Annotated in this window: 19 protein-coding genes and 4 tRNA genes; 22 read left to right on the forward strand and 1 reads right to left on the reverse strand. The window is 64.7% G+C overall.

What is annotated here, in order from left to right:
* The first annotated feature begins 155 nt into the window (after positions 1-155).
* From rplM to alkB, 5 genes are all read left to right on the forward strand, one after another.
* Positions 156-584: a 50S ribosomal protein L13 gene (rplM, locus tag U741_RS0107580; protein ID WP_029889877.1), complete on the forward strand. Its 429-nt coding sequence runs from the start codon at positions 156-158 to the stop codon at positions 582-584.
* A gap of 12 nt (positions 585-596) precedes the next feature.
* Complete coding sequence (gene rpsI, locus U741_RS0107585) at positions 597-1,004, forward strand: 30S ribosomal protein S9 (protein WP_029889878.1); 408 nt, start codon at positions 597-599, stop codon at positions 1,002-1,004.
* Positions 1,005-1,082: 78 nt separating this feature from the next.
* Positions 1,083-1,156, forward strand: a tRNA-Gln gene (locus tag U741_RS0107590).
* A 172-nt stretch (positions 1,157-1,328) separates the two neighbouring features.
* The gene (gene ada, locus U741_RS0107595; RefSeq protein ID WP_029889879.1) at positions 1,329-2,414 is read left to right on the forward strand and encodes a bifunctional DNA-binding transcriptional regulator/O6-methylguanine-DNA methyltransferase Ada; all 1,086 of its coding nucleotides are present in this window, start codon (positions 1,329-1,331) and stop codon (positions 2,412-2,414) included.
* Positions 2,411-3,070: a DNA oxidative demethylase AlkB gene (gene alkB / locus U741_RS0107600; RefSeq protein ID WP_052378599.1), complete on the forward strand. Its 660-nt coding sequence runs from the start codon at positions 2,411-2,413 to the stop codon at positions 3,068-3,070. Before ada ends, alkB begins: the two co-directional genes overlap by 4 nt.
* Positions 3,071-3,106: 36 nt before the next feature.
* On the opposite strand, the gene U741_RS0107605 is transcribed toward alkB, so the two are convergent.
* Complete coding sequence (locus U741_RS0107605) at positions 3,107-4,291, reverse strand: thiolase family protein (protein ID WP_029889881.1); 1,185 nt, start codon at positions 4,289-4,291, stop codon at positions 3,107-3,109.
* A 142-nt stretch (positions 4,292-4,433) separates the two neighbouring features.
* Between U741_RS0107605 and U741_RS0107610 the strand changes: the two genes are divergently transcribed.
* The 17 genes from U741_RS0107610 (at position 4,434) to U741_RS0107690 (ending at position 21,174) form a co-directional block, all read left to right on the forward strand.
* Positions 4,434-5,489: a Glu/Leu/Phe/Val family dehydrogenase gene (locus U741_RS0107610; RefSeq protein ID WP_029889882.1), complete on the forward strand. Its 1,056-nt coding sequence runs from the start codon at positions 4,434-4,436 to the stop codon at positions 5,487-5,489.
* Between the two features lie 85 nt (positions 5,490-5,574).
* Entirely contained in the window at positions 5,575-6,057 is a 483-nt protein-coding gene (locus tag U741_RS0107615; RefSeq protein ID WP_029889883.1) for a CinA family protein, read from the forward strand.
* A 36-nt stretch (positions 6,058-6,093) separates the two neighbouring features.
* On the forward strand, positions 6,094-7,140 hold the full coding sequence (gene recA / locus U741_RS0107620; protein ID WP_029889884.1) for a recombinase RecA: 1,047 nt from the start codon (positions 6,094-6,096) through the stop codon (positions 7,138-7,140).
* Positions 7,141-7,149: 9 nt separating this feature from the next.
* Positions 7,150-7,620, forward strand: a complete 471-nt coding sequence (locus U741_RS0107625; protein ID WP_052378600.1) for a regulatory protein RecX — start codon at positions 7,150-7,152, stop codon at positions 7,618-7,620.
* A 689-nt stretch (positions 7,621-8,309) separates the two neighbouring features.
* Entirely contained in the window at positions 8,310-11,282 is a 2,973-nt protein-coding gene (gene alaS / locus U741_RS19970) for an alanine--tRNA ligase (protein ID WP_029889886.1), read from the forward strand.
* A 70-nt stretch (positions 11,283-11,352) separates the two neighbouring features.
* The gene (locus U741_RS0107635) at positions 11,353-12,576 is read left to right on the forward strand and encodes an aspartate kinase (protein WP_029889887.1); all 1,224 of its coding nucleotides are present in this window, start codon (positions 11,353-11,355) and stop codon (positions 12,574-12,576) included.
* A 92-nt stretch (positions 12,577-12,668) separates the two neighbouring features.
* Entirely contained in the window at positions 12,669-12,851 is a 183-nt protein-coding gene (gene csrA / locus U741_RS0107640) for a carbon storage regulator CsrA (protein ID WP_029889888.1), read from the forward strand.
* A 73-nt stretch (positions 12,852-12,924) separates the two neighbouring features.
* Positions 12,925-13,001, forward strand: a tRNA-Arg gene (locus U741_RS0107645).
* 34 nt (positions 13,002-13,035) lie between these two features.
* A tRNA-Ser gene (locus tag U741_RS0107650) sits at positions 13,036-13,127 on the forward strand.
* 34 nt (positions 13,128-13,161) lie between these two features.
* Positions 13,162-13,238, forward strand: a tRNA-Arg gene (locus U741_RS0107655).
* Between the two features lie 312 nt (positions 13,239-13,550).
* Positions 13,551-13,964, forward strand: coding sequence for a hypothetical protein (locus U741_RS0107660; RefSeq protein ID WP_029889889.1), 414 nt, complete (start codon positions 13,551-13,553; stop codon positions 13,962-13,964).
* Positions 13,965-14,043: 79 nt separating this feature from the next.
* Complete coding sequence (locus tag U741_RS0107665) at positions 14,044-15,351, forward strand: TolC family protein (RefSeq protein WP_052378601.1); 1,308 nt, start codon at positions 14,044-14,046, stop codon at positions 15,349-15,351.
* The gene (locus U741_RS0107670; RefSeq protein ID WP_029889891.1) at positions 15,348-16,598 is read left to right on the forward strand and encodes an efflux RND transporter periplasmic adaptor subunit; all 1,251 of its coding nucleotides are present in this window, start codon (positions 15,348-15,350) and stop codon (positions 16,596-16,598) included. The genes U741_RS0107665 and U741_RS0107670 overlap by 4 nt, the downstream gene beginning before the upstream one ends.
* Entirely contained in the window at positions 16,591-19,725 is a 3,135-nt protein-coding gene (locus U741_RS0107675) for an efflux RND transporter permease subunit (RefSeq protein ID WP_043110486.1), read from the forward strand. Before U741_RS0107670 ends, U741_RS0107675 begins: the two co-directional genes overlap by 8 nt.
* Before the next feature lie 26 nt (positions 19,726-19,751).
* On the forward strand, positions 19,752-19,910 hold the full coding sequence (locus tag U741_RS19420) for a hypothetical protein (protein ID WP_161776152.1): 159 nt from the start codon (positions 19,752-19,754) through the stop codon (positions 19,908-19,910).
* Complete coding sequence (locus U741_RS0107685; RefSeq protein ID WP_084154734.1) at positions 19,907-20,599, forward strand: HupE/UreJ family protein; 693 nt, start codon at positions 19,907-19,909, stop codon at positions 20,597-20,599. The genes U741_RS19420 and U741_RS0107685 overlap by 4 nt, the downstream gene beginning before the upstream one ends.
* Before the next feature lie 8 nt (positions 20,600-20,607).
* Positions 20,608-21,174 carry a hypothetical protein gene (locus tag U741_RS0107690; protein WP_029889895.1) on the forward strand — a complete coding sequence of 189 codons (567 nt, stop codon included), beginning with the start codon at positions 20,608-20,610 and terminating at the stop codon, positions 21,172-21,174.
* Positions 21,175-21,248 lie beyond the last annotated feature (74 nt).

Consider the following 21,248-nt stretch of genomic DNA (forward strand, 5'->3'; position numbering starts at 1 on the left):
GCTGTCGGCATGAATGCCGACCTACAGGTGCGCGGGTGTAGGTCGGCATTCATGCTGACAACTTGCATCGCGAAGCGCCGCGCCGTAGTATCCTCACCCTTTTTCGAGGTTCGTCTTCTGGGCGAACTGAACAACCATAACCCCACGGGGACAAGATGAAGACGGTCTTTATTAACAACCAGAACGCGCAGCGTGACTGGTACATTCTGGACGCGGACGGTCAAACACTGGGTCGGCTCGCCAGCGAAGTGGCCAAGCGCCTGCGCGGCAAGCACAAGCCCGAGTACACCCCCAACGCGGATAACGGTGATTACATCGTCGTTATCAACGCAGACAAGGTGCGCACCACCGGAAACAAGGTCAACGACAAGATCTATTACCGGTACACCGGGTATGTGGGCGGTCTGAAGTCGCAGACGCTGGGCGAGCTGCTTGCCAAGCATCCCGAGCGGGTGATCGAAAAGGCGGTCAAGGGCATGTTGCCCCGCGGCCCGCTGGGCTTTGCCCAGTTCCGCAAGCTGAAGGTGTATGCCGGTGCCGACCACCCGCACACCGCCCAGCAGCCCAAGACCCTCACGCTTTAAGGCCCCCGAACCATGGTTATCAAGAAAGCTTCAGCTGAACAGAAATACGGCACCGGCCGTCGCAAGACCGCCACCGCTCGCGTGTTCATCAAGCCGGGTAGCGGCGAGATCAGTGTCAACGGCAAGACCGTTGAAGAGTATTTTGGCCGCGAAACCTCACGCATGATGGTGCGCTCGCCGCTCGAACTGATCGACGCGTTGACCCGCTTCGACATCAAGATCACCGTTGCCGGCGGCGGCCCCACCGGCCAGGCCGGCGCGATCCGTCACGGCCTCACCCGTGCATTGATGGCCTATGACGAAAGCCTACGTCCGCAGCTGCGCGAGGCCGGTTACGTGACCCGCGACGCCCGCGAAGTTGAACGTAAGAAAGTCGGTTTGCACAAAGCCCGCCGCGCCACGCAATACAGCAAGCGCTAACGGCGAAGCGGGTGGCAGGTGCGGTTGTTCCCGGCCCTGTCATCCGCGATCTTTTACGCTGGGTTTCGGCCCAACGTTTGGGAGATCGTCTAATGGTAGGACAGCAGTCTCTGACACTGTTTATCTAGGTTCGAGTCCTAGTCTCCCAGCCAATATCCGAATCGGTCCAGAGCGGTTCGGAACAAAAAGCCCCGCAATGCGGGGTTTTTTGTTTTGGGTGGCAGCGCCCGCGATACGGCCGAATTGCAGCGCAAGATTCGGGGTGCGGCGCCTTGTGGTGCCGAGAACAATGGCGGCAGACTCCTCAACCGTGAAGGACAGCCCATGACATCGTCCCAGCAACTGAATTTGAAGCGCGCTGAAGCAGCGCTTCGCGATCCCCGTTGGCAGCAGGTTCAGGCCCGTGATCGCATGGCCGATGGTCAGTTCTATTATTCGGTGCGCACCACCGGCGTGTACTGCCGCCCGTCTTGTGCGGCGCGTCCGGCGCGGCCGGAGAATGTGGTGTTTCACGCATCGATTGCCGAGGCGGAGCAGGCCGGGTTTCGTGCCTGCAAGCGCTGCAAGCCTGACCAGACATCGCATGCGGTCGATCACAGCGCGCGCGTCACCCTGGCCTGCCGGCTCATCGAGCAGGATGAGCAGGTGCCAACCCTGGACGTGCTGGCCGCCAAAGTCGGGCTCAGCGCCTTCTACTTTCAGCGGGTCTTCAAGGCCGCCACCGGCCTGACCCCGCGACAGTACGCGGTCGCCCATCGCAGCCAGCGGGTGCGCGCCAGTCTGCAGCGCGGCAACACGGTGACCGACGCGATTTTTGACGCCGGCTTTGGTTCCAGCAGCCGCTTCTACGAGAACGCTGATCAACTACTGGGCATGAGCCCCACGCATTTTCGGGAGGGCGGCGCCGACCGCGAGATCCGCTTCGCGGTGGGGCAGTGCTCGCTCGGTGCGGTGCTGGTGGCCAGCAGCCCGGTCGGGTTCTGCGCCATCTTGCTTGGGGATGACCCTGACGCGCTGCTGCGCGACCTGCAGGATCGATTTCCCAAGGCCACCTTGATCGGCGGCGACGCCGCGTTCGAGACCTTGGTCGCGCAGGTCGTGGGCCTGATCGAAGCGCCGGGTCGGCGGGCCTTGGACTTGCCGCTGGACGTGCGCGGCACCGCCTTCCAGCAGCGCGTCTGGCAGGCACTGCGCGACATTCCGGCGGGCGAGACGGCCAGCTACGGCGACGTGGCGCGACGCATCGGCGCGCCCACCTCGATGCGCGCGGTGGCGCAGGCCTGCGGCGCCAACGCGCTGGCGGTCGCCATTCCCTGCCACCGCGTGGTGCGCAGCGACGGCGGCCTGTCAGGCTATCGCTGGGGCGTTGAGCGCAAGCGTGAACTGCTGGCGCGTGAGGCCACGGCGTGAGCGCCACCAGCCAGCAACTGTCCCTGAGCCTTGCCGTCGCCGACCAACCCGAAATACTGGGTGCCGGCGCGGCGCTGCTGCGCGGCTTTGCCGCGCCCGTCATGACCGATCTGCTGGAGTCCCTGCAGGGTCTGGAAGCGGTCTCCGCGTTTCGGCATCTGGTCACGCCGGGGGGCTTCACGATGTCGGTCGCGGTGAGCAGTTGCGGCGCGCTCGGCTGGATGTCAGACCGCAGCGGTTATCGCTATGTGTCGCACGACCCCGACACCGGGCGCCCCTGGCCGGCCATGCCCGCCGTGTTTCAGCGCCTCGCGACCGCCGCCGCCGCGCAGGCCGGATTCACCGACTTCGAGCCCGACGCCTGCCTGATCAACCGCTATGTGCCCGGCGCGCGGATGACCCTGCACCAGGACCGCAACGAGCGCGATTTCAGCCAGCCCATCGTCTCGGTCTCGCTGGGCATGAGCGCGACCTTCTTGTTCGGCGGCATGGAGCGCGGCGGCAAGACCACCCGACTGCCCTTGCACCACGGTGACGTGATGGTCTGGGGTGGCCCGGACCGGCTGCGCTACCACGGCGTGCTGCCGCTCAAGGACTCGCCACACCCGCTGCTGGGCCGTCAGCGCATCAACCTGACCTTCCGCAAGGCGGGGTGAGGGCGCGGCCGGGATGGCGGCCACGCCCGCAGGCCGTCACATCAATTCGATGGCCAGCGCCACGGCTTCGCCGCCGCCGATGCACAGGGTCGCCACGCCTTTGCTGCCGCCCCCGGCGCGCAGCGCGTGAATCAAAGTGGTGAGAATGCGCGCGCCCGACGCGCCAATGGGATGGCCCAGCGCGCAGGCGCCGCCGTTGACGTTGACCTTGGCAGGATCCAGTCCGTGTTCCTTGATCGCGGCGAGGGTGACGACGGCAAAGGCCTCGTTGATTTCCCACAGGTCCACGTCGTCTTTGGTCCAGCCGGCCTTGTCGAGCACTTTTTTCATGGCATCGACCGGGGCAATCGTGAATTCGGCCGGCAACCGTGCGTGCCCGGCGTGGGCGACGATACGTGCCAGCGGCGTGGCGCCCAGTTCAGCAGCTTTTGAGGCCCGGGTGATGACCAGCGCCGAGGCGCCGTCGTTGATCGAGCTGGCATTGGCGGCGGTGACCGTGCCGTCTTTCTTGAACGCTGGCTTCAGCGAGGGAATCTTGTCCGGCATGGCGCGTTGCGGGCCTTCATCGAGCTTTACGGCCTCGACGCCCTTACGGGTTTTCACCTCCACCGGCACGATCTCGGCGTCGAAAATGCCGCTGTCACCGGCGTGCTTGGCGCGGCGCAGCGATTCGATGGCGAACACGTCCTGGTCTTCGCGCGAAAAGCCGTAGCGCTGCACCGCGTCTTCGGCGAATACGCCCATCGGCGTGCGCGTCTGGTAGGCGTCTTCGAGGCCGTCGATGGCCATGTGGTCCAGCAGTTCGCCGTGGCCGTACTTCATGCCGCCGCGCGCGCGAATCAGATGCGGGGCGTTGGTCATGCTCTCCATGCCGCCGGCCACCGCCACGTCGATGCTGCCGGCGCGCAGTGCGTCATGGGCCAGCATCACTGCCTTAAGACCCGAGCCGCACATCTTGTTGATGGTCAGCGCGGTCACGTTGTCGGGCAGCCCGGCCTTGCGGCTGGCCTGGCGGGCTGGCGCCTGGCCTTGCCCGGCGCCGAGCACGTTGCCCATGATCACGTCGTTGATCTGCTCGGGTTTGAGGCCGGCGCGCTCAACGGCGGCCTTGATCGCCACCGCGCCCAGGTCGCTGGCGCTGAGTGCCGAGAAGCTGCCCAGCAATGCGCCCATGGGGGTGCGAACGGCGCTGAGGATGACGATGTCGTCGGCGGTGCTCATGGCAATAATCTCCGGAATGTGGTTCTGAATCGGGCGCGCATTATCGCCCAGCGAGTCGCCGGCCGGTCGCCGCTACACTCCAGCATCCCAACCAAAGGCTGGCTGTTGACGATGGCGAAGCGTATGTCCGGGCCCCGCGCCCATGTTTGATCACCCCGAATTCGATGCCCACGAGGAAATCGTGTTCCACCACGACGCGGCGTCCGGTCTTCGCGCGATCATTGCCGTGCACAGCACTGCGCTGGGTCCGGCACTTGGCGGCTGCCGCATGGTCGATTACGCCGATGCCGCCGCGGCACTCACCGACGTGCTGCGCCTGTCGCGCGGCATGAGCTACAAGGCCGCGCTCGCCGAGCTGCCGCAGGGTGGCGGCAAAAGCGTGATCTGGGGTGATCCACATCACGACAAAACCGACGCGCTGATCGACGCCATGGGTCGCTTCGTACAACGCCTGGAGGGTCGCTATCTGATTGCTGAAGACTCCGGCACTACCGTGGCCGACATGCAGCGCATGGCGGCTTTCACGCCCTACGTGACCGGCTGGACGCCGGGCGGCGTCACGGCAGATGGCCGTACCGGCGACCCGTCCCCAGCCACCGCCTATGGCACCTGGGTGGCGATGCGCGCCGCCTGGCAGCGACTGACCGGGCAGGCCGATCTGCGCAACGTACGCGTCGCGGTGCAGGGCCTTGGCAGCGTTGGCATGCGGCTCTGCCAACGGTTGCATGACGAGGGCGCGCGGCTCGCCGTGACCGACACCCGGCCTGCGCGGGTGGACGAAGCCGTGCGGCGCTTTGATGCGCAGGCGGTGAATGTTGACGCGATCCACGCCGCCCCGGTGGACATCCTGTCGCCCAACGCGCTGGGTGCCGTGCTGAACGTGACAACCATTCCCGCGCTGCAATGCAAGCTGGTGTGCGGCGCGGCCAACAACCAACTGGCGACCCCCGACGATGCCAACCGCCTGCTGGCGCGCGGCATCACCTTTGCGCCGGATTACGTGGTCAGTGCCGGCGGCATCATCGACATTCACCATCAGCGCATCGGCTACGACACGGCGGCGGCCACCGCGCACCTGGACCGGATTGGGGTGACCTTGAACCAGGTGTTGCAGCGCGCCGCACAGCAGGGCGTGTCACCGGCGGTGGTGGCCGACCAGATGGCGCGCGAGCAGATTGCACGGGGAGCGCACTATTGATGCGCCAAGCCGCTGCGCCCCTCGCCCTCATTGGGCGCCACCCCCTCCCGGCTGCGGCGGCTGGGAATACACCGAGTCTCAATAAATGAACCATCAATCCCTGATTGAGTTGGGCCATCGACTACAACAGCGCAGCCAATGGCTGGCCGTTGCCGAGTCCTGCACCGGCGGTCTGATTGCCGCGCAGATCACCGACATTCCCGGCGCCTCCGGCTGGTTTGACCGGGGCGTGGTCAGCTATTCCAACCGCGCCAAAACCGAGTTGCTGGGCGTGCCCGAAGCGCTGATCGCCGCGCATGGCGCGGTCAGTGGCGAGGTGGCCAGGGCCATGGCGGCAGGGCTCAGGCAACGCGCAGGAGTGCACTGGACGGTGGCCGTGACCGGCGTTGCCGGGCCGGGCGGCGGCACGCCGGACAAGCCGGTGGGTACGGTGTGGATTGCCTGGGCGGGCCCGGACGGCAGCGTCGATGCGGCGCACTGCCTGTTCAATGGCGACCGGGCATCGGTGCGCCTGCAAACCGTCGAGCGGGCGCTACACGGGTTGGTTCGACAGGTGGGTGTGGGATAATTCGCGGTCACCCCTGTTTCAAACCGGACACACGCAATGGACGACAACCGCAAAAAAGCCCTTGAAGCCGCACTCGCTCAAATCGAACGCCAGTTCGGCAAGGGCGCGATCATGCGGATGGGTGTGGATGAACGTCCCGATATCGACGTGATTTCCACCGGCTCGATCACCCTCGATGCCGCCCTCGGCATCGGTGGCGTGCCGCGTGGCCGGGTGGTGGAAATCTACGGGCCGGAGTCCTCTGGCAAAACCACCTTCGCCCTGCACGTGGCGGCGCAGGCGCAGAAAGCGGGCGGTGTGGCGGCCTATATCGACGCCGAGCACGCGCTCGACATCAACTACGCCGAGAACCTGGGCGTGAACATTCCCGACCTGCTGATCAGCCAGCCGGACACCGGTGAGCAGGCGCTGGAAATTGCCGACATGCTGGTGCGTTCCAACTCCATCGATGTGGTGGTGGTCGACTCGGTCGCCGCGCTGGTGCCCAAGTCCGAGTTGGAAGGCGACATGGGTGATGCCTCGGTAGGCGTGCAGGCCCGCCTCATGAGCCAGGCGCTGCGCAAGCTCACCGGCAGCATCAACCGCTCCAAGACGACCATCATCTTCATCAACCAGCTGCGCATGAAGATCGGCGTGATGATGCCCGGCCAGAGTCCGGAAACCACCACCGGCGGCAACGCACTCAAGTTCTACGCCAGCCAGCGCCTTGACATTCGCCGCATCGGCGCCATCCGCAAGGGTGACGAGGTGGTGGGCAACGAAACCCGTGTGAAAGTGGTGAAGAACAAGTTGGCGCCGCCGTTCAAGCAGGTGGTGTTCGAAATCATGTACGGCGAGGGCATCTCCCGCGAAGGCGAACTCATCGACCTTGGTGTGGCCAACAAGCTGGTCGAAAAGTCCGGCTCCTGGTACGCCTACAACGGCGAAAAGATCGGGCAGGGCAAAGAAAACGCCCGCAACTTCCTCAAGGAAAATCCCGAGATCGCCGCGACCTTGGAGAAGACCCTGCGCGACCTGCTGGTGCCCGGCCGCAAGCGTAAGTCCGACACCGCGGCTGTTGCCGCCGAAGAGGCTTCGGAGTAACGCGTCGCCGTGCAACGGCGTCCGACCAAGCCGCTGGAACCCGGAGAGGCCCGGGAGAAGGCGCTGGGTTTGCTGGCACGGCGCGAGCACGGCCAGCGGGAGCTGAAGCAAAAACTCACGGCACGCGGCGCCAGTCGCGAACTGGCGGAAGCCACCGTCGAGTTGATGGCCGAGCGCGGCTACCAGTCGGACGAGCGTTATGCCGAGCGGTTGGTGGCCCATCGCGCGCAGCAGGGCTATGGCCCCAACTGGATTCGTGCCGAGTTGGGCCAGGCCGGCGTTGCACGCGATGAGGTGGCGCGAGTCATGGATGAACTCGACATCGATTGGGCCGACCGGGCGCGCGATCTGCTGGCGCGCAAGGGCCTCGCCGATGCGGCTGATGCCGCCACCCGTCTGAAAGCGCGAAGGACCCTGGCGCAACGTGGGTTCACGGGTGAGCATGCGCGGGCGGCGCAGCGATCGCCGGACGAGGATTAGGTCGGCGGCCGCGGTTGGGTTTGGGTGGGTTGCAACGCCCTCACTGCTCTTTTTGAGGTTTCAGTTGGCCGGGACTGCCCCCGGCGGGGCACTTACTTTTCTGTCGCCCAGAAAAGTAAGCAAAAGAGGGCGCCCAGCGTTCCGGCTTTGGGCTTACGCCCAAAGTCCCCTGCGCTTCTCGCAATCGGCGGGCGGGCGCAAACTCGCTACGCTCAGACAAGCGCCCGCCTTTTCGCCGCTTGCTGCGATGCTCGGCCGGAGCCGACGGGGGTAAGTCAAAATCAAACGCAGAAGCAACGCGCCGCTGTTGCTTTGGCTTCTCGCTGTTCCCCCGTTCTGCCGTGCCGAGCATCGCAGCAGGGGCGGGATCAGACTCGCGCTTGTTTGAGCGTAGCGAGTTTGCGCGAGGCCCCGCACCTGCGAGAAGCACAGGGCACCCCGCGTAGCGGGGCTCGGCAGCGGGCAGGTTTCTTTGGTTACTTTCTTTTCTGCAAAAGAAAGTAACTGCCCCGCCGGGGGCAGTCCCGGCCAACTGAACCCTCAGGATGAGCGGTGAAAATTTTGTAACCCCCCCCGCTGTAATCGATTCAGACCGCAATCCAGTTTTCGAGGAGTTCGGAGATCGTGTCTAACGTGCGGTTTGGTCGGCGCCTCCTTAAACTACCGCACCTTTTTTCGCGGCTGCCCGCATGAACAGCAACGAGGTCCGCGCCAGGTTTCTGGCGTTCTTCGAATCCAAGCAACACACGGTGGTGCCATCGGCGCCGCTGGTGCCCGGCAATGACCCGACGCTGCTGTTCACCAACGCCGGCATGGTGCCCTTCAAAGACGTGTTCACCGGCACCGAGCAGCGCCCCTACACGCGCGCCGCCAGCAGCCAAAAGTGCGTGCGTGCCGGCGGCAAGCACAACGATCTGGAAAACGTTGGCTACACCGCGCGACACCACACGTTTTTCGAGATGCTGGGCAATTTCAGCTTTGGCGACTATTTCAAGCAGGACGCCATTCCCTGGGCCTGGGAGTTCATCACCTCCAAAGACTGGCTGGGTATCGACCCCACGCGCCTGCTGGTGACGATTTACCACACCGACGAAGAGGCTTACGCGCTGTGGAAAGATGTCGTCGGTGTGCCGGTCGAACGTATCGTGCGCATCGGTGACAACAAAGGCGCCGAGTACGCCAGCGATAATTTCTGGACCATGGGCGACACCGGTCCCTGCGGGCCCTGCACCGAAATCTTCTATGACCACGGCGCCCACATTCCCGGTGGCCCGCCGGGCTCGCCGGATGAAGACGGCGATCGCTGGATTGAAATCTGGAACGTGGTGTTCATGCAGTTCGAGCGCCACGCCGACGGCCGCATGACGCCGCTGCCGGCGCCCAGCGTCGACACCGGCATGGGCCTGGAGCGGATCACCGCGCTGATGCAGGGCACGAATGACAATTACCAGATCGACAGCTTCCGTATCCTGATTGAAGCGATCGCTCGACTCGCAGGCCAAAAGCCGTACGACAGCGCCTCGCAGAAAGTGATTGCCGATCACATTCGTGCCGCCAGTTTCCTGATGCTTGATGGCGTGCTGCCGGGCAACGAAGGCCGAGGCTACGTGCTGCGACGGATCATGCGCCGCGCCATTCGCCACGGCTACAAGCTGGGCCTGAACGACGCCTTCTTCTACAAGTTGGTCGAGCCACTGGGCCGCGCGATGGGGCAGGGCTATCCCGAGTTGGTCGACAAGCGTGCGTGGCTGGAAAAAACCATCCGCGCCGAGGAAGACGCGTTTGCCACAACGCTCGACAAGGGTATGAAATTCGTCGATCTCGCAACTGATGTGCGATACCGACTGTTCTACCAGATCGCTAGAAGCGTTGGTGGCTTAGTTCGAGCACCAGGCCCTAGGGCAAGTGAGTATTTTTTGGAGGGTTACGTCGATACAAATGCTGGTTGTGAGCAAATCGTCGTAGTCCAAGCCCCGGTAAATTTTTCGGAGTTTCAGGTTGAAGTTGACCTCGCGGAGCTGCTTGAAAATTCGAGTCTGCAACCAGCTCCGCAACAAATTCACTATCGAGTGCTCGGGGATGCCCTAGGCCAAGATGTGCTCAGCCGGGTTGAAGGAGCGTTGAGTCGGGCCCATGCTATTTTCAACGCTCGACTTCAGAATAGAAGTGAAGTTTCAGGGACTGTGGACGGGCGTGACGTATTCAAGCTCTACGACACCTACGGCTTCCCGCTGGATCTCACCGCCGATATCGCCCGCGAACGCGGCCTGACGCTGGACGTGGACGGCTACGAGCGCGAGATGACCGCGCAGCGCAACCGGGCGCGGGCGGCGAGTGGCTTCAAGGCCGACGCCAAGCTCAGCTATGACGGCGCGGCCACCTGTTTTGTCGGCTACGACCGCCTCAAGGCCGAGGCCACCGTGGTGGGGCTGTTCCGTGAGGGGCAGCCGGTTGACGCGTTGCAGGCCGGTGAAGCAGGCGTTGTCGTTCTCGACAGCACGCCGTTCTACGCCGAGTCGGGCGGGCAGGTGGGCGATGTGGGCCATATCACGCCTCACGCCTCACGCCTCACGCCTCACGGCTTCATCGTTGAAGACACCCTCAAGATCAAGGGCAGCGTTTTCGGCCACCACGGCCGTCTGGCCGAGGGCGTGCTCAGCGTCGGCGATGCGGTGATCGCAGAAGTCACCGAAAGCGTGCGCCGCGCATCCATGCGCAATCACTCCGCCACCCATTTGCTGCACCGCGCGCTGCGCGACGTGCTGGGCGACCATGTGGCGCAGAAAGGCTCTCTGGTCGATGCCGACAAGACCCGCTTCGATTTCTCGCACCCGCAGCCGGTGACCGCAGATGAGCTGGTGGAGATCGAGAACCGCGTCAACCGCGGCATCCTCGCCAACGTGCCGGTGCAGGCCGAGTTGATGGCCTTTGACGACGCCATCGCCAGCGGCGCCATGGCGCTGTTCGGCGAGAAATACGGCGATGAAGTGCGGGTGCTGAGCATGGGCGACTACAGCACCGAGTTGTGCGGCGGCACGCACGTGACCCGCACCGGCGACATCGGACTGTTCAAGATCGTCTCCGAGGGCGGCGTGGCCTCGGGTATCCGCCGCGTCGAGGCCATCACCGGCGAGAATGCGCTGGGCTATTTGCGCGGGCTGGAATTCACCCTGAAAACCGCCGCGGACCGCCTGCGCGGCTCGCGCGAAGAGCTGGTCGAAAAGCTCGATGCCCAACTGGAGCGTGCCAAGGCGCTGGAGAAGGAAGTCGCCGCGCTCAAGGGCAAGCTGGCCGGGGCTGCCAGCGGTGATCTGCTAAGCCAGGCGCGTGACATCAAGGGCGTGAAAGTGCTCGCCGCCCAGGTGGATGGCGTGTCCGGCAACGACCTGCGCGATTTGCAGGATCAACTCAAGAACAAGCTCGGCAGCGGCATCGTCGTGCTCGGCGCCGCCGACGGCGACAAGGTCAGTCTGATTGCCGGGGTCACGCAGGATTTGGTTGGACGCATCAAGGCCGGCGACATCATCAAGGCCGTCGCCGCGCAAGTGGGCGGCAAGGGCGGCGGTCGGCCCGACATGGCGCAGGCCGGCGGTACCGATGCGTCGGCACTGCCTGCCGCGCTTGAATCGGTGTATTCGCAAGTCGAGGGACATTTATCGTGAACGTCCCATCCGGTTCCCTCTCCCGCGTGCGGGCGAGGGGTTAATGACTCGCTGAGCGAGAATCACGTTCATGGCATTGATTGTTCAGAAGTATGGCGGCACCTCGATGGGCTCGGTGGAGCGCATCCAGCATGTGGCCGCCAAGGTGGCGGGCTTCATCGCGCGCGGCGACCAGGTGGTGGTGGTGGTCTCGGCCATGAGCGGTGAGACCGACCGGCTGACCAAGATGGCGAGGGAGATCAACCCGCGCGGCAGCAAGCGCGAGTACGACCAGATTCTGGCCACCGGTGAGCAGGTCACCATCAGTCTGCTGGCGCTGGCGCTGGAAACACAGGGCGTCAAGGCGCGCTCGTATACCGGTTGGCAGGTGCCGATCCACACCGATGCCGCGCATCAGAAAGCGCGTATCCAGAAGATCGATCCCGAGCGTCTGATGGCCGACTGCCGGCTGGGCATCGTGCCGGTCGTGGCGGGGTTTCAGGGCCTCACGGGCGAAGGCTCGGTGACCACGTTGGGGCGGGGCGGCTCCGACACCACCGGCGTCGCACTGGCCGCCGCGCTGAAAGCCGACGAATGCCAGATCTACACCGACGTCGACGGCGTCTACACCACCGACCCGCGTGTTGAGCCCAAGGCACGGCGGCTCGACAGGATCACCTTCGAAGAAATGCTGGAGCTGGCCAGTCTGGGCTCCAAAGTGCTGCAGATTCGCTCGGTGGAATTTGCCGGCAAGTACAAAGTCCCGCTGCGGGTGCTGTCCACATTCAAGGACGGGCCGGGCACGCTGATTACGCTAGAGGAACACCACGTGGAAGACCCCCTGATCTCCGGCATTGCCTTCAATCGCGACGAAGCCCAACTGACCGTGACCGGTGTGCCCGATCGTCCCGGAATTGCGGCGGCTATTCTGGGGCCCGTGGGCGAGGCCAATGTCGAAGTCGACATGATCGTGCAGAACGTCGCCGCGGACGGCACCACCGATTTCACCTTCACCGTGCACAAGAACGACTATGATCGTGGCTTGGAACTGATGCAGGGCATCGCCGCCGAACTGGGTGCCAAGGGCGTCAGGGGCGCCACCGACATCGCCAAGGTTTCAGTGGTTGGCGTCGGCATGCGCAGCCATGCCGGCATTGCCAGCCAAATGTTCAAGGCGCTGGCGGCGGCGGGCATCAACATCCGCATGATCTCGACCTCTGAGATCAAGATCTCGGTGGTCATCGAAGAGATGTATCTCGAGCTTGCGGTGCGTACGCTGCACAAGGCCTTTGGTCTGGACATTGCAACCGTCTGACCCCGATTACCCACAGATCGTGGGTGACCCTAACGATATTCATTGCCGGATAAGGACGTCAGGCTCAGCTCCTAAATTTCGGAGATCGCTGAATGCTGATTCTGACCCGCAAGGTGGGTGAAACCATCACCATAGGTGAGGGTGTTTTGGTGACGGTTCTCGCAGTCAAGGGGGGGCAGGTGCGTCTCGGCATCGACGCCCCGCGCGATGTGGCCGTGCATCGCGGCGAGGTTCGGGATCGTATCGATCAGGAGACCGACGACCTGGTCGAATGAACCCGTCGAATTGCTTTGACCCCCGACCGACACGCGGCTACAATCGCGCCCCTTCGGCAGGTGCCGATGACACGCGCTCGTAGCTCAGCTGGATAGAGCACTTGGCTACGAACTAAGGGGTCGGGAGTTCGAATCTCTCCGAGCGCACCATGTCATATCACCCCGAAGGCAAGACCGTTACGCCGGAGAGATGGCCGAGTGGACGAAGGCGCTCCCCTGCTAAGGGAGTATAGGGTTTATCCCCTATCGAGGGTTCGAATCCCTCTCTCTCCGCCATGACGGATTGGCAAGGTTTCAAAGGCTGTTTTGTGCGCTCGTAGCTCAGCTGGATAGAGCACTTGGCTACGAACTAAGGGGTCGGGAGTTCGAATCTCTCCGAGCGCACCATTCACCTTCTTCTCTCAATTTATTGGCACCAAGCGCGGCCCTTGCGGCCCGCTGGGGTCGGGAGAAGTTCGGCCCATCCATGGGCCTCACCCTTCGCTTCGCTCCGGGCTTCGCGCTGTGCGCGACGCGCAAATCCGCTCCTGCGGATTTGTCTAATCTCTCCGAGCGCACCATTCACATTCTTCTCCCAATTGATCTGCACCAAGCGCGGCCCTTGCGGCCCGTTCTGGGCTTCACGCCTTGCGCCGACGGGCCTCGCAGGTGTTCTGCTAACCTGCGGCGGTGAAAATCTCGTCGAACGCCCAACGATCCATGGCCGTGCTCATAGCACTGGCCCTGTTTCTGTTGCAGCTCGGCGGAGTGCATCACCATCGGCACTTGGAGGTGGGTCACGGCCCACAAGGTCACGGCAGTGCACTGCACTTTGCCGATGCCGGACACCACTGGAAGGCGGCAGACGACGGCCAAGCACACGACTCGCACGCCGAAGCGGCACACCCTCACGTCGATGTTGAAACCAAGGTCGTGGCAGACGGCCTGATCAAGGCCTTTGCCGACAGCCTGCCGCTGGGGCTGGTGTTCGTTTTGGCCTTCATGCTGCGGCTGACCGCGCCACCTGCACCGCTGCTGCGGTCGGTGATCAACCCGCCTTGGCGGGCCCCGCCACGCTTTGCCCTGCGACCGCCGTCGCAGGCGCCGCCGGTCGCTTTCTCTCACAGCCTTTAGCGCCCGTCCCGTTGTCGGGATGCGGTTTGCCGCCACGGCGGCCGCCCGGAGTCATCCGGGCTTGTGACGAGAAACCCACGTGTTCACCTTTCAATTCCGGCTTGCCGCGGCCTGCGGGCTGCTGAGCCTAGTCGCGGCCTCCGCGACCTTCGCCGAAACCGATCCGACCCTCCCCGACGGCCCACCGCTGAGCCTGCGCGAGGCGGTCCGCAACACCCTCGACCACAACCCCGAGCTGGCGCAGTTCGCCTTTCAGTTACAGGCGCAGGACGCGCGCGCCGACGGTGCCGGGCTGCGGCCCGCACCCGAGGTCAGCCTGCAGTTTGACAACGTGCTGGGCACCGGCCGCACGCGCGGACTCGACGACGCCGAGGCGACCCTGGCGTTGTCGCAGGTCATCGAGCTGGGCGGTCAGCGTTCGCGGCGTATCGAAGCCGCGCAGGGCGGGCGCGACCAGATCGAAGTGGCCCGCGAGATTGCCCAGCTTGACGTGCTGGCCGAACTGGGTCGGCGCTTCGTTCATGCGGCATCGGACCAGAAGCAGTTGCAACTGACCGGCCTCGCGACGCGGCTGGCCGAGCAGACCGTTGCCGAGATTGAGCGCCGCGTGAATGACGCACGCTCGCCGCGGGTGGAGCTCAACCGTGCCCGCATCGCCCTGGCACGCGCCAAGGTGCTTCAAGAACACGCCGAGCACGAACTGCTGACCTCGCGCCGTAAGCTGGCCGCCATGTGGGGCCAGCGCGAGCCCGACTTCGGCCCGGTGGATGCGGCCCTGTTTGAACTGCCCCGGATCAAGAACTTCGAGGCCTTGGCACAGCGTCTCAGCCGCAGCCCTGACTTCATGCAGTTCGCTACCGAAGCCCGCCAGCGCGATGCCGAGATCGCCGTCGCGTTGTCGCAGGCACGCGGCGCCATCACCGTCAGCGGCGGTCTGCGGCGCCTGCAACAAACTCAGGACACTGCCCTGGTGGCGGGGGTTTCGATGCCGCTGTTCAGCGCGCGCCGCGCGCAGCCGGCCATCGCTGAAGCCGAGGCGCTGCGCGCGGGCATCGACAGCAAGGCCGCCGCGCAGCGGATCCGCGCCGAGGCCAGCCTGTTTGCATGGGTACAGGAACTGCGCCACGCCATCACCGAGGCCACGGTGCTGCGCGACGAGGTATTGCCGCAGATGGAAGCGGCCCTCACCGACACCCGCACGGCGTGGCAGCGCGGCCGTTACAGCTATCTGGAATGGACCGAAGCGCAGCGCGAACGTATCGAGATCGAACGCGCGCTGATCGTCGCAGCTGCCGACGCCCATCTCTATCGGGTCGAGATCGAGCGCCTCACCGGCGCCGCGCTGACCGACCCCAATGCCGCAACCACCGCAGGAGTCGCCCCATGAACCGCACCCTTTTCCTGGCACCGTGGCTGATGCTTGCGCTGACCTTATCGGCCTGCCAGCCCGGCGACCATCACGCTGAAGACGATGGCCACGGCCACGGCGAAACGGCGCACGACGACGAAATGGTCAAGGGCCCCAACGGCGGACGGTTGCTGGAAGACGGCGATTTCGCGCTGGAGTTGGCCATTGTCGAAGACGGCGTGCCGCCCGAGTACCGCGCCTGGGCCACCTTCGACGGCGAGACCCTGGCGCCCGAGGACGTGACGCTCACAGTGGAACTGAGTCGGCTCGACGGCGAGACCAACCTGTTCCGCTTCGTCCCGCAAGAGGGTGCGCTGCATGGCGACGGCGTGGTCACCGAGCCGCACTCCTTCGACGTTGTAGTGCGTGCCGAGTACGCCGACCAGGCGTATGAATGGACCTATGAGAGCCACGAAGGCCGGGTGAAGATCTCGGACGCCAGTGCGCAGGCGGCCGGCATCGAGCTTGCCGAGGCTGGTCCGCGGATGATTCGTGAGGTGCTGCCGCTGTATGGGCAGATCGTCGTCAACCCTGAAGCGGTGCGCGAGGTAGGGGCGCGCTTTCCCGGTGCCGTTGTCAGCGTCACCAAGTCGGTGGGCGATGCGGTACAGGCGGGCGAGGTGCTGGCGCGCGTCGAGTCCAACGAGTCTTTACAGGTTTATGCGGTCACCTCGCCGATCAGCGGCACCGTGACCGCGCGCAGGGCCAATCCTGGCGAGCAGGCCGGGGCAGCGGCGCTGTTCACGGTCAGTGACCTGACCCAGGTGTGGGCCGAGCTGCGGGTGTTTCCGCGTGACCTGGCGCGCATCCGGCTTGGGCAAGCCGTGCGCCTCAGCGCGATGGACGGCGAGCAGAGCACCCGCGGCACGGTGGCGCGCATCTCGCCCAACGCTGACAGCGGCGGCGCGCTGAAGGTGTGGGCACGTTTTGACGGCGACGCTGGCGGCTGGACGCCCGGCCTGTACGTCAACGCCGAGGTGCTGACCGGCGGCGCCGAAGTGCCGCTGGCCGTCAAGACCTCGGGCCTGCAGGCCTTCCGCGATTTCACCGTGGTTTTCACGCGCGTGGACGAGACCTACGAGGTACGCATGCTCGAACTCGGGCGCAGCGACGGCGAGTACGTGGAGGTGCTGGGCGGCCTCAAGCCCGGCGCGCCCTACGTGAGTGAAAACAGTTACCTGATCAAGGCCGACATCGAAAAGTCCGGGGCCAGCCATGATCATTGAAGCCCTGTTGCGATTTGCGATTCATCGTCGTGGCCTGATGCTGGTGCTGGTGTTTGCGCTGGCCGGTCTGGGCGTGTGGAGCTTTCAGCATCTGCCGATTGACGCGGTGCCCGACATCACCAACGTGCAGGTGCAAATCAACACCGAGGCCTCGGGCTACACGCCGCTGGAAACCGAGCAGCGCGTGACTTATCCGGTTGAAACCGCGATGGCCGGATTGCCGATGCTCGACTACACGCGCTCGCTGTCGCGCTACGGTTTGTCGCAGGTGACGGTGGTGTTCAAGGAAGGCACCGATATCTACTTTGCGCGGCAACTGATTTCCGAACGCCTGCAATCGCTGAAAGCGCAACTGCCCGCCGGGCTGGAGCCGCAGATGGGACCCATCGCGACCGGCCTGGGCGAGATCTTCATGTGGACGGTGGATGCAGAGCCGGGTGCGCGCAACCAGGATGGCTCGCCCATCACGCCCACCGATCTGCGCCAGGCGCAGGACTGGATCCTGCGGCCGATTCTGTTGCAGGTGCCGGGTGTGATCGAGGTCAACAGCATCGGCGGCTACGACAAGCAATTTCAGATTCGTCCCGATCCGGGACGCCTGCTGGCCTACGGCGTGAGCTTCGACGAGTTGGTTAAAGCGGTGACCGCAAACAACGCCAACCAGGGCGCCGGCTTCATCGAGAAGCGCGGCCAGCAACAACTGATCCGTGTACCCGGTCAGGCCGCCGGGCTGGACGATCTGGGGCGCATCGTCATCGCCGAGCGCGACGGCGCGCCGGTGCGGGTCAGCGATGTAGCGCAGCTCATGATCGGCCCGGAACTGCGCTCCGGCGCGGCCACGCAGAACGGTCGCGAAGTGGTGCTGGGCACGGTGTTCATGCTGGTGGGCGAGAACAGCCGGGAAGTGTCCCGCGCGGTCGCCGAAAAGCTGGCGGAAGCGCAGCGCAGCCTCCCGCCGGGCATCGTCGCGAATGTGGTCTACGACCGCACCACGCTGGTGGACAAGACCCTGGCGACGGTGGAAAAGAATCTGCTTGAGGGCGCGATTCTGGTGATCGTCGTGCTGTTTCTGCTGCTCGGCAATATCCGCGCCGCGCTGTTGACCGCCGCCGTCATTCCGTTGGCGATGCTGATGACCTTCACCGGCATGGTGCAGTCGAAAACCTCCGCCAACCTGATGAGCCTGGGCGCGCTGGATTTCGGTCTGATCGTGGACGGCGCGGTGATCATCGTCGAGAACTGCCTGCGCCGGCTGGGGCTGGCCACCGGGGGCACCCGCACGCTCAGTCAAAGCGAGCGGCTGGAAGTGGTCTTTCAGGCCACCAACGAGGTCATTCGCCCCGCGCTGTTCGGCGTGGGCATCATCACGGCGGTGTACATCCCGATTTTCGCGCTGACCGGCGTGGAAGGAAAAATGTTTCATCCCATGGCGATCACCGTGGTGATGGCGCTGACCAGCGCCCTGCTGCTGGCCTTGACCTTTGTGCCCGCGTCGGTGGCGCTGCTGTTCAAGGGCCCGGTCGCCGAGCACGACAACGCCCTGATGCGCCTCGCGCGGCGCGGCTATGCGCCGCTGCTCGACTGGGCGCTGCGCTGGCGCGTGCCGGTGGTGATTGCGGCGCTGGCCTTCGTCGTCGTCTGCGGCGCGCTGGCCACACGGCTGGGTTCGGAGTTCATTCCCAGCCTCGATGAAGGCGACGTCGCGCTGCACGCGCTGCGCATTCCCGGCACCAGCCTGACCCAGGCCGTGCAGATGCAGAGCCAACTGGAATCCACCCTGACACAGTTGCCGGAGGTGGCGCGCGTCTTCGGCAAGCTGGGCACCGCCGAAATTGCCAACGACGCCATGCCGCCCAGCGTCGCCGACACTTTCGTCATGCTCAAGGATCGCAAGGACTGGCCCGATCCCGGCAAGCCCAAGGCCGAGGTGGTGAAAGAACTGGAAGCGCTGGCGATGGCGGTGCCGGGCAACAACTACGAGTTCACCCAGCCGATTCAGATGCGCTTCAACGAGCTGATTTCTGGCGTGCGTGCCGACGTGGCGGTGAAGGTGTTTGGTGATGATCTGGACATGCTCAACGAGGTTGCGGCGCAGATCGAGCAGGTGATCGGCGGCATCGCTGGCGCGGCCGATGTGAAGACCGAGCAGACCACGGGGCTGCCCATACTCACCGTCACGCCCAAGCGCGAGGTGCTGGCGCGATACGGCCTCAATGTGGCTGATTTGCAGAATCTGGTGGCGACGGCCTACGGCGGTGAAACGGCGGGACTGTTGTACGAGGGCGACCGCCGCAGCGACATCGTCGTGCGCCTGCCGGAAGCGCTGCGTACCGACACCGAGGCCATGCTGCGCTTGCCGATCATGCTGTCCAACGGCGACTACGTGCCGCTGGGGGAAGTCGCCAGCCTTGAGCTGGGCCTGGGGCCGAACGCCATCAACCGCGAGCAGGGCAAGCGTCGCGTGGTGGTCACCGCCAATGTGCGCGGCCGCGATCTGGGTTCGTTCATCGATGAGGTGCAGACCAAGATGCGCACCGACGTCGATGTACCGCCCGGCTACTGGCTGGACTACGGCGGTACCTTCGAGCAGTTGCAGTCGGCCTCCAAGCGCCTGGCCATTGTCGTGCCGGTGACCTTGGCGCTGATTCTCGGCCTGCTGTTTCTGGCCTTCGGGTCGATGCGCGAAGCGCTGGTGATTTTCAGCGGCGTGCCGCTGGCGCTCACCGGCGGCGTGCTCGCGCTCGTGCTGCGCGATATTCCGTTTTCGATCTCGGCGGGCGTCGGCTTCATTGCGCTGTCTGGCGTTGCCGTGCTCAACGGCCTGGTGATGGTGAGCTTCATCAAGTCGCTGCGCGAACAGGGCCGGTTGCTGGACGACGCCATCATCGAAGGCGCGCTGACCCGCCTGCGCCCGGTGTTGATGACCGCGCTGGTGGCCGGCCTGGGCTTTGTGCCCATGGCCTTCAACACCGGCATCGGCTCGGAAGTGCAGCGTCCGCTGGCGACGGTGGTGATCGGCGGAATCATTTCATCGACGCTTTTGACCTTGCTGGTGTTGCCGGGGCTGTACCGCATGGCCGCCCGCAAAACGCAGTCAAACGTTGTTGATGTGGTTCACCCCGCTTGACCGACCCAAAAACCAAGGAGTTGTCGATGAAACTGAATCTGAAATACGTTGCGATCTTGCTGCTCAGCGTGCTGGCCGCACCGACGTTCGCCCATGGTGGCCACGATTTTGACGAGCCTGAGCCCACCGCCACACCCGAACCGACGCCGCAGCCCGACGCGGCGTCCGAACCGAAGCAGCCGTGAGCCTCGGCGCACTGATCCGCAGCCTCGCGCTGCTGCTGCCTGGCCTGCTGCTGGCCAGTGCAGCCGCAGCCCATGGCGTCGCGGACGACGACAAGCTGTTTCTGGAAGGCAGCGCGGGTATGCAGTTGCTGCCGTTTTTGTATCTGGGCGCCAAGCACATGGTGACCGGCTACGACCACCTGCTGTTTCTGTTTGGGGTGATCTTTTTCTTGTACCGCATGCGCGACGTGGGTCTGTACGTGACCCTGTTTGCCATCGGGCACAGCAGCACCCTGCTTTACGGTGTGCTTAGCGGCACCCACGTCAACCCGTTTTTGGTAGACGCCATCATCGGGCTGTCGGTGGTCTACAAGGCGCTGGACAACCTCGGTGCCTTCAGGACCTGGTTTGGCGTACAGCCCAACCTCAAGGCGGCGGTGCTGATTTTCGGCTTCTTCCACGGCTTTGGGCTGGCCACCAAGCTGCAGGATTTTCAGTTGTCGCCCGACGGGTTGGTCGCCAACATGCTGGCCTTCAATGTGGGCGTCGAGATCGGCCAGTTGTTGGCGCTGGGGGCCATTCTGATTGCCATGGGCTTCTGGCGGCGCTCGCCACTGTTTGCACGCCAGGCCTTCACCGCCAACGCGCTGTTGATGGGCGCCGGTTTTCTGCTCACGGGCTATCAGCTCGCGGGCTATTTCTTCTCCTGAGAACGCATATGACCACCCCAAACCCCAGCACCGTCAACGCCACCACCCCGCAACTACTCAAGGCCACCGCCGTCGCGCTGGCGGTGGCAGGTGTGGTGCTGGTGACGACCATCCTGCCCGCCGAGTACGGCGTTGACCCCACCGGCATCGGCCAGGCGCTGGGCTTGACCGCCCTCAGCGCCAGCGCCGAAACCACCGGCCCGGCCGCCGCCCCCACGCCCGAAATGGCGGTGACGCGCAGCGACGCTCCGTATCAAAGCAGCGAGATGAGCCTGACGCTGGGCAGCAACGAAGGCGCCGAAATCAAGAGCCTGATGCAGGCCGGGCAGGTGATGGTGTTCTCGTGGCAAACCGACGGCGGCCCGGTACACGTTGACATGCACGGCGAACGGCCGAATGCGGGTGAAGAATTCAGTAGCTACTGGCGCGACCGCGATCAGACCGGCGGCAACGGCAGCTTCACCGCACCCTTCGACGGCACCCACGGTTGGTACTGGGTCAACAAGGGCAGCGAGCCGGTGACGGTGACGGTAAACGTGAGCGGCTACTTCGGCGCGCTGTACCGTCCCGAGTAGCTGGCACGACCCTTCAAGCGCCAACACGCACAGATCAGTGGCAGGCACCGCGCCGGTTTTCAGTCAACCGCTGC

The organism is Polycyclovorans algicola TG408 (assembly GCF_000711245.1).
In the GTDB taxonomy this organism is placed as follows: Bacteria; Pseudomonadota; Gammaproteobacteria; order Nevskiales; family Nevskiaceae; genus Polycyclovorans; species Polycyclovorans algicola.

Bases quoted from the DNA above. Each gene is read 5' to 3' on its own strand.
- rplM (WP_029889877.1), top strand. From the start codon at position 156: ATGAAGACGGTCTTTATTAACAACCAGAACGCGCAGCGTGACTGGTAC.
- rpsI (WP_029889878.1), top strand. From the start codon at position 597: ATGGTTATCAAGAAAGCTTCAGCTGAACAGAAATACGGCACCGGCCGT.
- ada (WP_029889879.1), top strand. From the start codon at position 1,329: ATGACATCGTCCCAGCAACTGAATTTGAAGCGCGCTGAAGCAGCGCTT.
- U741_RS0107605 (WP_029889881.1), bottom strand. From the start codon at position 4,291: ATGAGCACCGCCGACGACATCGTCATCCTCAGCGCCGTTCGCACCCCC.
- U741_RS0107610 (WP_029889882.1), top strand. From the start codon at position 4,434: ATGTTTGATCACCCCGAATTCGATGCCCACGAGGAAATCGTGTTCCAC.
- U741_RS0107615 (WP_029889883.1), top strand. From the start codon at position 5,575: ATGAACCATCAATCCCTGATTGAGTTGGGCCATCGACTACAACAGCGC.
- recA (WP_029889884.1), top strand. From the start codon at position 6,094: ATGGACGACAACCGCAAAAAAGCCCTTGAAGCCGCACTCGCTCAAATC.
- alaS (WP_029889886.1), top strand. From the start codon at position 8,310: ATGAACAGCAACGAGGTCCGCGCCAGGTTTCTGGCGTTCTTCGAATCC.
- U741_RS0107635 (WP_029889887.1), top strand. From the start codon at position 11,353: ATGGCATTGATTGTTCAGAAGTATGGCGGCACCTCGATGGGCTCGGTG.
- csrA (WP_029889888.1), top strand. From the start codon at position 12,669: ATGCTGATTCTGACCCGCAAGGTGGGTGAAACCATCACCATAGGTGAG.
- U741_RS0107660 (WP_029889889.1), top strand. From the start codon at position 13,551: ATGGCCGTGCTCATAGCACTGGCCCTGTTTCTGTTGCAGCTCGGCGGA.
- U741_RS0107670 (WP_029889891.1), top strand. From the start codon at position 15,348: ATGAACCGCACCCTTTTCCTGGCACCGTGGCTGATGCTTGCGCTGACC.
- U741_RS19420 (WP_161776152.1), top strand. From the start codon at position 19,752: ATGAAACTGAATCTGAAATACGTTGCGATCTTGCTGCTCAGCGTGCTG.
- U741_RS0107690 (WP_029889895.1), top strand. From the start codon at position 20,608: ATGACCACCCCAAACCCCAGCACCGTCAACGCCACCACCCCGCAACTA.